Origin of the sequence: Pedobacter sp. (assembly GCF_046462515.1) — a bacterium.
Lineage (GTDB): Bacteria > Bacteroidota > Bacteroidia > Sphingobacteriales > Sphingobacteriaceae > Pedobacter.
In genome coordinates this window covers 1-13389 of the sequence record NZ_JBKGVD010000002.1, presented here as the reverse complement: position 1 = coordinate 13389, position 13389 = coordinate 1, and the positions used below count along the sequence as shown (strand labels likewise).

At 43.3% G+C, this 13389-nt stretch carries 9 protein-coding genes; 1 reads left to right on the top strand and 8 read right to left on the bottom strand.

Features of this window, described 5'->3' with window-relative positions:
* Positions 1–10 precede the first annotated feature (10 nt).
* The gene (locus ACLHG9_RS00800) at positions 11–604 is read left to right on the top strand and encodes an HD domain-containing protein (RefSeq protein ID WP_054280972.1); all 594 of its coding nucleotides are present in this window, start codon (positions 11–13) and stop codon (positions 602–604) included.
* 61 nt (positions 605–665) lie between these two features.
* On the opposite strand, the gene ACLHG9_RS00795 is transcribed toward ACLHG9_RS00800, so the two are convergent.
* From ACLHG9_RS00795 to ACLHG9_RS00760, 8 genes are all read right to left on the bottom strand, one after another.
* Positions 666–6173 (bottom strand): N-6 DNA methylase, encoded by a 5508-nt coding sequence (locus ACLHG9_RS00795; protein WP_054280971.1) that lies wholly within the window; start codon positions 6171–6173, stop codon positions 666–668.
* The gene (locus ACLHG9_RS00790; RefSeq protein WP_054281259.1) at positions 6163–6597 is read right to left on the bottom strand and encodes a DUF1896 domain-containing protein; all 435 of its coding nucleotides are present in this window, start codon (positions 6595–6597) and stop codon (positions 6163–6165) included. Before ACLHG9_RS00790 ends, ACLHG9_RS00795 begins: the two co-directional genes overlap by 11 nt.
* A 138-nt stretch (positions 6598–6735) precedes the next feature.
* The gene (locus tag ACLHG9_RS00785) at positions 6736–7617 is read right to left on the bottom strand and encodes an ORF6N domain-containing protein (RefSeq protein WP_054280970.1); all 882 of its coding nucleotides are present in this window, start codon (positions 7615–7617) and stop codon (positions 6736–6738) included.
* Positions 7614–9695, bottom strand: a complete 2082-nt coding sequence (locus tag ACLHG9_RS00780; protein WP_054280969.1) for a type IA DNA topoisomerase — start codon at positions 9693–9695, stop codon at positions 7614–7616. Before ACLHG9_RS00780 ends, ACLHG9_RS00785 begins: the two co-directional genes overlap by 4 nt.
* 17 nt (positions 9696–9712) lie before the next feature.
* Positions 9713–11200 carry a DUF3945 domain-containing protein gene (locus tag ACLHG9_RS00775; protein ID WP_054280968.1) on the bottom strand — a complete coding sequence of 496 codons (1488 nt, stop codon included), beginning with the start codon at positions 11198–11200 and terminating at the stop codon, positions 9713–9715.
* An 86-nt stretch (positions 11201–11286) separates the two neighbouring features.
* A complete protein-coding gene (locus tag ACLHG9_RS00770; protein WP_054280967.1) occupies positions 11287–11595 on the bottom strand; it encodes a helix-turn-helix domain-containing protein in 309 nt (102 codons plus the stop codon).
* A 15-nt stretch (positions 11596–11610) separates the two neighbouring features.
* Positions 11611–11961 carry a helix-turn-helix domain-containing protein gene (locus ACLHG9_RS00765; protein ID WP_054280966.1) on the bottom strand — a complete coding sequence of 117 codons (351 nt, stop codon included), beginning with the start codon at positions 11959–11961 and terminating at the stop codon, positions 11611–11613.
* A 262-nt stretch (positions 11962–12223) separates the two neighbouring features.
* Complete coding sequence (locus ACLHG9_RS00760; RefSeq protein ID WP_054280965.1) at positions 12224–13072, bottom strand: RteC domain-containing protein; 849 nt, start codon at positions 13070–13072, stop codon at positions 12224–12226.
* Between the last annotated feature and the right edge of the window lie 317 nt (positions 13073–13389).

Genomic DNA, 13389 nt, shown 5'->3' with positions numbered 1-13389 from the left:
TTATCAGATAATGGTAGCAGAGAATATTATTGAATTGACACGGAAATATGTATCTGAACTTTTGTCCGGCAAACTTCCTGATGGTATTTTCTTTCACAATGTAGAGCATACGAAAGAAGTTGTAAAGGCAGCAATTGAAATTGCCCAAGCATGTAATTTTAACCCGAAGCAATTAGAAATTGTTACGCTTTCCGCATGGTTTCACGATTGCGGTTATACAGTGCAGTATATTAACCACGAGGACAGCAGCAAAGCCATTGCCTCCGATTTTTTAACCCGGTATGGCTATCCAAAAGATGATATAGAAAGGGTTTTAGCCTGCATTGAGGCAACACGTTTCCCACAAAATCCCCAATCGCCGGAAGATAACGTTATTGCAGATGCAGATTTGTATCATTTCACAAAACCGGATTACCCCAAATATGAACAGCGATTAAGGAAAGAGTTTGAAATACATTTGGGTAAATCCTGTACAGATGTTGAATGGAACAAAACAAACTATACTTTCTTGCAGAACCATAGTTACCATACGGAGTATGGGCAAACTGTCCTTCAAAAGTCCAAAGAAGTAAACATAGAACGGATAAAACAAATCTTACCGTAGATATGGAAAAAGTAAAAGGGGACTTGCAGATCCCCTTTTACTTTTTATCGCTCCTTTCAGTTTATAATACCCCACGGGGTAAATGAATGCCTTTAACCCGTACAATTGTTTCCGAATTATTCTGCACTTGCTTTTCGGCTTTTTCGGGTTGTTCTTCGCCCGTATCGGTTTCCGGCTTTATGGATAATTGTATTTTCCTTTCAACCGCCGCCAGTTCCGTTTTGAGGTCGCTTAATGCCTGCTCTTTCTTCCATGAGCCATTTACCACTTCCTGAAGAACCGGAAGGTCCTTTTGCAATTCAGCAATTTTCTTCTGTTCCTGCTCTAAGATACCCGGTATCTTTTCGAGCGCATTCAGAAAATTAAAGGATGCTGTTTTCGCATCGGTAGCCATCTTGCCGTTATTGTACGTGTACTTGATATTGCCCTCACCCTGAACAAAGAAACGGTTGTCCTTAATATCCACACCGTCCTTTTGCGAAACCTCTGTTTTTACTAAGAGCGTAAAACCATATAGCGTACCGATTTCCTCATACTGCCCTGCGGTGCGGGCTTTTTCGGAAAGCTGATTGAGTTTTGCCCCAACCTGCTTTACATCGGCGTTTGGTGAAAGCCCAATAAGCTGCACAGGGTTGAGTATTTCGCCCTCTTTGTTTTTCTGTATGCGCTTTTGCAGGTTTCCGAGGTCGAGGCTCATACGGTCGAAACGTGCCTGCGTACTTTCCAGTGTGGCAACAGTATCTTCCAGCTTGTATTTGGAACTAAGTTTGGAACGGTTATGCGCCTGGCGTTCGCTTTCCAGTCCGGCAATCTGCTTCTCCAGCTTTGCTTTTTCTAATAGGTCTGTATTGCCTGAAAGTATCGCCACGTATTCGGAGAAGTTCATGCCCGTTTTCTCGTCCATTCCACCTTCATCAATGGTACGTTTGCCGAGGCTGTTGCTCTTTAATTGCTCGATAAATACCTGCTTATTGTACAGCGTATTGAATTTGTAGCTATCCAGCGATTTTTGAACGGCGTAGATGAAAATATCCACTTTGTTATCGGCAAAGAATTTGGCAATATCATTGCCCTTGCGGATAGCCCTGCCATCCCGCTGTGCAAGGTCTGATGGTCGCCACGGTATATCTAAATGGTGGACAGCAACTGCCCGCTTTTGAGCGTTAACGCCCGTACCGAGCATTTCGGTAGAACCGAACAGCACCCGTATTTTTCCCTCGTTTACATCCCTGATAAGCTCCTTACGTTGTTTCTCATTTTTAGCCTCCTGAATAAACCGTATTTCATGAGCAGGGATACCGTGGTCTTCCACCAGCTTACGCTTGATTTCAGAATAGATATTCCATTCGGCGGGTTTATAAGTGCCGAGGTCGGAGAAAATAAACTGCGTTCCTTTCTGCGCATCGAATTTGTTGTAGTATTTAGCAATATTAGCCGCACAGTGCGAGGCTTTATTGTCGGGGTGGTCTTCATAACCCCGGCTAATCATCCGCATATCCAGCGACATCTTACGTGCGTAGTCTGTCGCAATCAGCATTTTTGCTTTTTCTTCGCTTTCGCTCAGCGGCGGTCTGCCTAATAATTCGGCGTTGCCCGTTTTGGCAAACTCCATCAACTTTTTGATGAAAACCTCCTGTTCCGGTGTCGGTGGGATATGGTACAGTATCTCATTCTTTTCGGGACGGTCTATGCCAATGTCCTTTGCCGTCCGGTAGTCGGTAATCTCCGAATAGAACTGCGCCAGTTCCGGCACTTTGATGAAGAAGCGGAAACGCTCTTTTGATACTATATTGTTCGCTACCGAAAATTCATAATCGGTGGTTTTACGAGCGTAAATAGCTGCCCAAGCATCAAAACAGTTGATGCCCTGTTTTTCCATTGCTTTAGGGCGCAGGTATTTAAAGAGCAAATACAGTTCAGTAAGCGAGTTGCTGATCGTCGTACCTGAAAGGAACGTTGCGCCCAAGTCTTTGTCTGTGCGCTCCTGAATGGTGCGGATGGCAAATAGCAGGTTCAAAGCCTTTTGGCTTCCCGCCATGTTGCCCAATCCCGCTACACGTTCATGTCTTGTGTTGAACATGAGGTTTTTAAAACGATGGCTTTCGTCCACTAAAATGTGGTCTATGCCCATCATTTTAAAGTCCACAACATCGTCCTTGCGGTTTTCGATGTCATGCTCCAGTGTTTTTAACCTAACCTCTAAATTTTGCTTACGAACAATTACCCCTTTGAGCATTCCCCTTGAAACTTCCTTGCCCTGTCTTTCCAAAGCCGCAAGATTTTCTTCCACGCTTTCCAATTCGGCTTCCAAAATCTGCTTTTGCATTTCAGGCGATTGCGGTATCATCCCGAACTGGTCATGCGTTAAGATGATGCAATCCCAATCGTTGTTTTTAATATCGCCGAAAATGCGCAGACGTTTCTGCGGGGTAAAATCTTCTTTGCCGGGATATAATATTTTGGCGTGTGGGTAGGCTTTGCGGTAAGTTTCCGCTATTTCATGCACGTTGGCTTTTAACCCGATGATTATCGGCTTATGTGCCAGCCCCAAACGCTTCATTTCCTGCGCTGCAGTACACATGATGAGCGTTTTACCCGCACCCACTTCATGGTCGCAGATAGCACCGCCGTTCATCTTAATCATCCAAACGGCATCTTTTTGGCTTGGGTAGAGGTCTTCAATGCCCAACGCCTTGCGGTCAAGCCCCGGAAAATCCTGATGGCTGCCGTCATATTGCGGACGAACAAAACAGTTAAAGGTGTCGTTGTATTTATCGGTCAGGCGTTGCTTAAACTCATCGTTCTGCGCAAAAAGCCAATCTGTAAACTCCCTGCGTATCTCATCAATTTTACTGTTCGCCATTTGTATGGCTTCCATATCCCGCACCTTGACTTCTTTATCATCTATAATTACCTTTTTGGTAATGTCGGGCGTGGTATTGACAAGAGCGTGTTTCAGCAGGGTAACGCCGTCAAACGTGCGGCTTTCCGACTTGATGGCGTATTTTTCTGTGATATGGATATTCTTACGGTCGCAATGGATTGAAAAATCATCGGAACTTTCGGAATAATGAATGCGGATTTCGGTATCGAACAGATGCGAAGCAAAACGATTGTAAATGCCCGCTGGTATCCAACGTTCACCGAGGTTAAAATCGAGTTCGTCAAACTCTATCCTGCGGGGCTTGGCTTCTTCGAGTGCTTTAAGACTTTCGGCAGCTTCTTTGCTATCCGGTTGCCCTGCGAGGTACGCCCGTACTTCTGCCGCTTTTTCTACTACGTTGCCCGAAACCCATTTTTCTGCAATCTCATATTCTCTTTGTGCAGGATTGTAAAAGATGCGGCCATGCAGCGCATCTTTTAAATCTTCGCCGGACATTCCGCTTAACTCCGACATATAGTTCAAATCAACCGTTCCGTACTTGTTGAGCGATGCCGCCAACGCTTCATCCGGGTTGTCCGTTGCGAGTGTTGTTGTTGCAAAACTGACAGGCTGGTGGAATATATCTGACTTATGTACCACGCCACCTACCACACGCTCCAAATAAGGTACTTCCTTACCTGCGCTATCGGTTTTAATCAATTTGATATTGTCGGCACTATTCAGATTGCCGTATCTTTTTTCAAAATCATCATACAGGCGGTTCAGTGTTTCCCGTTCTTGTTTGTACTCTTTATGATATTGTGCTTCGTGATTGTAAAGCTGCTGATAGGCATCCCGTAACCCTATATAGGCTTCGGCTCTTACTTTCTGATTGGGAGGCAATAATAGCGGACAGAATACAGCCGTGCCATTGGGTATATCCACATCCCGCAAATGCCCAACAAAACCCTTATCCGTTGCAAGGCAATCATCCCTGTGGAATGATTGCAGTTCGCCGGAATATGGTGCGGGTTCAGGGATGGTATTGTCCGTTGCAGGGGCAGGTTTGTTTTTGGGCAGTTCTTCTATTTCGCCGTTGCTATTGACACTAACAGACGAAAACAAATCGCCAATTACGGCTGATTGCTCACTTGTTCGTGACGTGATTGGAGGCTTTGGCGTTTCCTCTTGTAAACTACGCAAGGGTATATAATCGAACAGCCCCGGCTGTTGGGTGCGACCGCCTACCTTTTTCTTGGTAATGCTCGTTTTTCTTCTGACCTTTTTCGCTGGTGCGAGAACGGCAGATTGTGGCGTATTGTTAAAGAGGTCAAACAAACTCAATTGTACTTCTTCCCGTGTTGACGGCGCATCCGCTACCGCCGTGATGCCTTGCAGTGTACGGCTCATGACAGGTTGTGCCGCCGCAGGATTGGTAAAATTGAATAATGTGGGCTGTGATGTTTTTCCCCTTGCATTGCCGGTAGCTGGCTGCACGGGGGCTGGTTCAGGTACTAAAGTAATACCCGGCTGTATGGTAGGTTCATCCGGCGCAATTCCTTTATAAAGGTTCAGGTTTAAATTGCTTTTAAAATCCGCAGACAGTATTTGCCTGGCTTCTTTTGCAATTTCTTCCACACCGCCACTATGTACATATACGGTGTAGGGCTTACCGTACAGGTCGGTGGATTGAATGATTTCATCGAACACAACGGGAGCGGTATAATGAACAAAGGCATTTACGTGGTCGTTGTGCTTTGTGAGCAGTGTATCGCAAAAATCTTTTTCCAATTCCGTAAGCCCTTGTTTGCCCTCATTCTTTTGAAGTACGATAAGGTCGCTTCCAACTTCAGTTCCTGCATAATCCATAAAAAGATTGTTCGGTAGCCGTACCACCGAAACAAGATTATGCGCTGCCATCAATGCCTCACGGATAGGCTTATTGCTTGGGCTATCCAAAACACCCTGCGAGGTAATGAAAGCGAGCATACCACCATCCCGTATGGTGTCCGTTCCCTTCAGAAAAAAATAATTGTGGATACTTTTTGCTGCCTGCGCTCTTGCAGGGTCATCACCACGCGAATAGGAAAGGTCAAAGACCGAACTTGTGCCAAATGGAATATTGCTGGCAATTACATCGTAGCTGTTCAGTTCCTTTTCCGGTATTTGTTCAAAACCGTTTATTCGGATATTTCTGTCTGGGCAAATCTGTTTAAGGATTTTGCCCGTAAGCAGGTCTTTTTCATAAGCCGTAACCTGCGGCACGTCTTTATCTGTAAAAGACTGAATAAAACCGCCAACCCCTGCTGATGGTTCTAAAAATTTCTGTATCGTTATGCCGTTTTCCTTGAAAATATCGGATAGCATATTTATAATTTCGGGAGGGGTGTAAAACGCCGTCAGTACCGAGCTGCGCATACTGTCCACATAATGTTTGTATTGCTTTTCGTCTGGGGCATTTTCTTTCAGCATCCGGTGGAGTTCCTGCGTTTCCTCAAAATAGGTTCGCTCATAGTCTTTCCATTGCCTTATGTCTGTTGGATGCTCTGCGGGATTTAAGATGAATTTTATCCCGCCGAAACCGCTATACTGCAAAAGCTGCTGCCGCTCGGCTTCGGTAGCTTGGCGTTTTTCCTTTTCTAACCTGAACATGACCCGCAACGCCTCAATATTCAATTTCAGGTGTTCACGTTGATTAAATGCCATAGTCCTCGATATGAATTGCTATGGTTCCCGTGATTTCTGTATAGAGCAGGTCGTGGTCGGTGGTGTAAGCAAAGTCATCCGTTAGCACATATTTGGCAAATACGGGTTCGCAGATTGGCAGCATCTTTAATGCGAACGGGCGGAGTTCTTCGTCCAGCATGATGCTGTTAAACTCATTGCAAACCACTTGAAAAACAGTGTCGAATTTGGAATAGTGAAGTCCCTCAAACAGTATGTAATCTGCGATACGGTTGCATTGCTCTGTGGAGTTTCCCGAACTAAATGCACCCTCGTAGGCGTTTGCCGCCCATTTGGAACGTTGCTCGATAAATCTTTGGTCATGTGCTTTTTCGGGGAAGCTGGTATTTAATAATTCCTGTAACCTTAACGAGAAATAAGAGAGGTCTTTTTGCTGTGTACTCATATTGATTTTGTTTAAAATTTTCAATGAGTAGCTAAAGTATTATGGCAATAAACTGCCACGTCAAAAGCGGTAGCAGTTGGCTTTTAGTGGCAGTTATTGACCGGGTAACGGTCTGCTATATAGGTTGGAAGGATATACTTAAATGGCGTTCAGGAAACTAAGCATTTTGCTTGTTTCTGCGTTCATCTTAGAAAATGCAAACCATTTTTTACCCAAATCTTTTAAAGATGCGCCAATGTGATATAATTCTGTGCCGTCAATAATGAGGAAACGGTCATGCGCATGAACAAAAGTATGAATAGTGATGGGTGGGTATTGGCTGTTGTAACGCTGCAAATCGAGTTGCAACTGATTGCTGATGCTTTTGGTATAGATAGTGGCAGATACGGTTTGTCCACGCTTTCCGAGTAGCGTAAGCACCGTATCGTCCACATAATTGTCAATAAGCACAATTGACCTTTGGGCACTTCTAATAATATCAGCGACAAAGACATAGGCATCGAATATCTGCCCGTCGTAGAAAATACCTTTTTCGCTGTGTAGCTTACCGCTTTCCAGTGCTTTAAATATTTCCTCAAATTTTCCGTCTGCTTCAATTTGTTTGAGTTCCACTTTATCCATCCGGGAGAACAATGCGGCATTGCCGATTAACAACTTCCGCATTTCCACAAAGGCGTTCATAATCTCAATGCTGACCGTTACAGCTATTTCGCTGCGCAAAACAGCGGACAGCATAGCGACCCCTTGCTCGCAAAAAACATAAGGCAGGTAACGCCTGCCGCCGTAATTCAAACTTGAGGTTCCAAGTTGGAACCTCAAGTTTTCAGCTTCTTTTTCGGTTAATTGGAAGCAGAACGATTGGGGAAACCGCTCTATGTTTCTTTTTACGGCTTTGTTAAGATTTTTTGTTTCAACCTGGTACAGGGTTGCAAGGTCGCTGTCCAACATAACCTGTTTGTCCCGTACTGTGTAAATAAGGCTTTCTATATCCTTTCGATTTATGATAGCATTGTTGTTCATTTCTTTTTGCTTGTGGTGTTGGCAAATTCAAAAGAGCTTTCGCAATTATCTTTCAGGATGATAAAAGCATCGAATTTTTTACCCGCTTTACTTTTCATTCCTTTGAGAAGATTGGTCTTTCTTTTGGTTACAAGGTTTTCTATGTCGGCAACGCTCAATTGTACACCGCACACATTGCGAAACTGAAGCCAGTTGCAAGCCTCATTGGGACATTTCACAACCTTATCCCGAATGAGCAGTTTATGGGTTCCACATTTGGGACAGGTTAGGTCTGGGTGATTTTGACTTTCGATAGTTATGCCTAAAATTTCCTGCGTAACAGAAGATGTATAGGTTTTCATTGATTGATGGAAGTCCATAGCATCTGCTTCGTTATTCTCAATCTTTTGCAAAGCCATTTCCCATTCAGCGGTCATGGCAACATCGGCAATTCGCTTATCCTTTACGACTTCATATACCTGCAATCCCTTTTCGGTGGGAACAAGTGATTTTTTATCCCGCCTGATATATTCCCTTTTAAAAAGGGTTTCTATAATGGCGGCTCTTGTGGCTGGTGTACCAATACCGATACCTTGCAGGGCTTTACGTTCATCTTCGTTCGCTATTTCCTTTCCGGCATTTTCCATTGCAGACAACAAATCTGCTTCCGTGTAAAGTACAGGTGGCTTGGTCTTTTTCTCCAGCACTTCAGCACTCTTGATTTTAAGTTCATCGCCCGATTTTAATTCCGGTAATTCCTGCACTGGTTCGCTTTCTTCATCACTAAAATTTCTTTTGATGCCACGCCAGCCCGCTTCTATAATTTTGCTGCCTTTCATTGCAAAATCATAATGCAATGCCTGTAATGTAACGTCTGTTATTTCTTTGGTGCTGGCTTGCGATAAGGCTTCCAGCAAGCGCAGTGCAATCATATCATAGACAGCTTCTTCGTTTGAGGGTAATGCAGAGGGGATGGTTTCGGTGATGAGCAAACCGTGATGGTCTGTTACTTTTACATCGTTCACAATCCGCTTGTTAAAACGACCCCATTTCAATTTCCCTACTGCTTCTTTACAGGAAGTTCTTGCTTCCAGTGACCTTACCAAAGCGGGTATTTCCGCCCAAACATCTTCGGGTATGTATTTGCTCCCGGTACGTGGATAGGTGATGAGTTTCTTTTCGTACAGGGTTTGGGATATGTTCAGCGTTTCTTCGGCGGTTAAAAAGAGCCTTTTGTTTGCTTCCTTTTGCAAGCCCGTCAGGTCAAAAAGTAATGGCGGTTGTTCGGTAACTGTTTTGGTTTCTACGGTTGTAACAGTTGCGACCCCGGTGCGTTCAATAGATTTAAGCGTGTCGTCTGCTAATTTCTTATCGTCCCATTTGGTTTTTGAAAGGCTTTTGAAGTCTGTAAATTCCTTTCGGTGTTCCAACTGTATCTGCCAATATTTTTTGACAGCAAAATTTTTGTTCTCCAAATATCGTTTACAGATGAGTGCGAGTGTAGGCGTTTGCACACGCCCCAGCGAAAACAAACCACGCCCTGCAATGCTCAATGCCTGTGAAGCATTGATGCCTACGAGCCAATCGGCTTGGCTTCGTGCTTGCCCGGCACGGTACAGCCCATCGAAATCACCTCCGGGTTTTAGATTATCAAAACCTTGCCTGATGGCTTTTTCAGTCAATGAACTTATCCATAAACGCTGAAAAGGTTTGCTGCATTTCAGGTATTCATAAATATACCTGAAGATGAGTTCACCCTCACGTCCCGCATCGGTAGCAACAATAATGCTATCGCAACGCCCGATAACCTGTTCAATAATTTTCAACTGCTTTACCGCTCCACTATCGGGAACATAGGCTTTTTCTTTTCGCACTTTGCGTACCGTCAATAAAAAAGGGTTGGGCAATATGGGCAGGGCTTCCTTTTGGAAACCCGAAAACCCATAATCTTCCGGCATTGCCAAACCGACCAAATGCCCGAATGCCCACGTAACCTGATAGCCATTGCCTGTTACGTAGCCATCCTTTTTTTCGGTGGCTCCCAACAGGGAGGCTATTTCACGGGCTACGCTTGGTTTTTCTGCTATAATTGCTTTCATATCTTATCCTTTAGAAATTACATTTTCATTCCTTTTGATTTAGCTGGCTTTGGCGGCTCCTGCTTTTCCTGCTGCTGTTTGTTCACAGGAGCAGTTTGTTGGGGTTTTAAAGGCTCATTGATATTTTTGGTAGCCTCATTGGTTTTACCCTCTGAATTGACGGCAACCTGCGTTTTATGGGTTTCTGCGGGAACAATCTTGTCTTTTAATTTATCCGGGTTTCTAAAACTGAAATCAAACTTGCCTGTTTCGGCATTCAGCGTAACATAGCCCTTGTAAGGCTGTCCTTTCCCGTCTATGAAATCAGAAACATAAATGGTCTTGCCCTCTGTGAGCTTTTTGTATTGCTCATCGTTAAATTCTTTACCTCTGAATAATTTGGGATTTTCCTGTGATTGCGCTTGCTGCTGGCTTTGGGTCTGTTTGTAATTTGCACCCCTTTCAAAAAGGTATTCGGGAAAACGCTTGTCAGCATTATATTGAATATCGCTGCTGAACGTTTTGCCTTTCTGCGAAACCATACCCTCTAAGTAAATGGCTTTGCCCTCATATAAGACTTGCTTTTGCTCCGCGGTGAGTTTTACACCTCCAATATCGTCAGGCACTTTTATCCAATCCTGCCGTAAGGCAATAACTTCCTTTGTCAGTTTATCAATGCTGATAATGGACGGTATTTTTTCTCCGGTCTTGGGATAGGTCAACTCTACCACACGCCCCATGTTCCCGGTTTTGAGCAAATTGTCTTTGTCCTCTTTGGTAAATTCATGACCGAAAAAAGGAGTATGCAGGTTCGGCTCGTGGCGAACGCCATACATTACAAATACAGGCTTGCCGTTTTCTCCGTTTTGAAGCCCCAACCTTGCCTCCGAACGAATTACGGCAGAACCAAAATTGATACCTATGGGATATACCTTATTGGTTTTATAGCCTTTCAACAGCATATCCAATGTGCCGTCTTTTTCAAGCCGCTCTTTGGTTATCCCAATTTGTGCCAGTGTTTTCCAATCAATATCATCTGCCTTAAAACGATGGTCGTTTGTTTCAGGGGTTGCCTGCGTTGTCTGTGTTGCTTGTGTAGTTTCCATATCTTTTTTGTTTTCTTGCTGCACTTCCTTTGGCTCTTTCACTTCATGTTTAGCCATAACTGCCTCGCCCTCTTTGGTAGGGGCGTTTATTTGTTGCTGCATTTTTTGGGCTGTTTCAACGGCTTCCTGTTCAGGAACTTTGAAAAATGAAAAACGGGTGGGGTCTTTGAGCTGTCGCCAAAAGTTGGAGAAGAAGTTGGAGAAAAAATCTCCGCTCTTATCTACCCGCATAAATTCGCTTTGGTTCTTTTTATTGGCATCAACGGTTTTTAATTCGCCATTTTCGTCAATACCTGTAACCGCTTGAATAGTCTTTTTTTCCTTATCCATGACCAGCAAAACATCTGAAAGCTGTTCAGGGGATTGCTGTGGTTTTTGCTGCTGCTCTTGTTGAGGCTGTTCTATTGTCTGCTCGCTCATAATATTGATATTTTAAATTGTTATCGTCCGAAAGTAATTGAACAGGGTACGGCTACGCCGTACCTGTCTTTAGGTGGCACTATTTGTCACCCGTTGTCCTTTGTGCGTTGCAGGGGAACATTGAAACTATCCCTGATGAATTGGTGTACATCCGATAGCTTGTAATACAGCTTTCCGCTAATGGTGTAGTACGGCAGCTTGCCAGACGAACGGTAACGCTGCAAGGAGCGGTGGCTGATTTTCAGCATTTGTAACAGGTCTTGGTTGTCCAGCAGTTCTTCGCCGTCTATGGTATTGCGTTGCTTTTGTATATCTATGATGTGTTGTTTCAGAACATCAAAGCGTTCCATAATTCGCTCCATCCATGCAAAAAATTCCATTCTATCTATGTTCATAGCAGTACGTTTTAATTATTTGCCGGATTTTATTGTTCTTCCTTTTTCGATATAGCTTTTACCCCTTGCCATAAGCTCCTGTATGTATTCCTCGCTGGTTTGCACAGCATGGGCATTGAGCATATTTTTTATGGCTCCTATGGTATAGTAATACTGCCCGTACATTTTGGAGTAGGCTATTTCGCCTTTGGAACGCATACGCCAAAGTGTTTTTTCGCTGATGTGGAGGTACTGACAGACTTCATGGTTATTGAGCCAAAGACTATCATAGCTGGTGTTTTCTGATTTCAGAATAAACTCGCTAATGGATTTAATACGCTCGTTGAGCGACCTCCATGCTTCTTCTTCTATGGTTATAATATTCATTGCACAGTTGCTTAATGTTCACTGTACAAAATTGGAGCGTTTGGCTGGGGCTGTCTTCCGATACGTGTCTATCAAAAAGGCAGTTTTTTTTATTTTTTTGCAATTGATGTAAAGTATTGCTGTATAGGGATTTCTTGCTTTTTACAGTATGAACTAAGAGTGCCGACCAACGGATTTGCCTATATACACATATAGGCAAACGGGCAAAATAAAGGACAGCACCATCAATGCCGTCCTTTATTCCTTAAAATAAAAAAGAAGATTACGCAGTATCTTCCTTGTCCATGTATTCTTCTAAGCTGTATTTCAGTTGGTCTAAAAACAAAGTCCGTGAACCTGCACGGGTCTTCATTCGGTGGAAACTGTTATGAATATCGCTAAGCGAAACACGGAACAGGATTTGAAATACCATACTGATTTTGCGAATACCCAATTTGCCGTGTGAAAGCGCATCGGCGGCATGAAGCGCATAAATCAATTCGATAAGGGCGTTCTTTGATTGTGTCCAAAAAATATCTTTTGTATCGCCATTCTGCAATAGCACATCGGGGCTTTGTTCCGGGCTTAATTTTGTGGTGAGGTAGTTATAGATTAATTCATTGGCTAAGATTTTTGCCACCTTATAATCAAAGTAGGTTGAGAATTGCGGGTCAATTTCAAAAACAAAGCTGTTTAATCCCTCATAGTAATTGATATTGCCCAGCGTATAATAATTTTCGTCCCGGTCGGTTCTGCCGGAACGGTAGTACCTGTAAAAATCTGAATTGCAGATATGCTCTTTATATTCTTGTTTTAACTCCCGGAGTTGTAAAGCAAAATAGCATTGATGCAAATTCCCGTTATCTGCGGGGCAAGCCGTTTCAATCCGGTACACTTTGTTATAGTAAATCAATTTGCCGAGAATGTTCGGCTTAATCAATTTGAAAAAATGGACTTCTTCGGCTTTACTGGCAAAGCCCTCTTTCAACACGTCTTCTTTCACGGCACGCAATAATTCCTGAAGATAGATAGTCATTCTATAAGCCTCATCAATAAAGCTGGACGCTTCGGCAGATAATTTTCTTTCCTGCCTTTGAATTTCGGCAACGATGGTTTGTAAGGGATGTCTCATAGCTACACTCGTTTTATCAGGCTGTATTTATCCAAATACAAATGTTACCCTTAACTGTGAATTAATCCCATGAGATATGCCGAAGTCAGGTAAAATTTTTTCTAAATACGTATAAAAACGCTATTACGGAGCCTATATAAAAAGATATAAAAAAGGGTCGAACCGACCCATATTTTTTTTATATTTGCTACTGATTTACAAGGAAATCGAAAGAAAATGAATGCAATAAGCACCATTACTAAATCGTTACCGACAATGATTTCCCGCCTCGTAAACTACTCATTATAAGCTATATTTAGCTTTTCTAACTTTTTTTT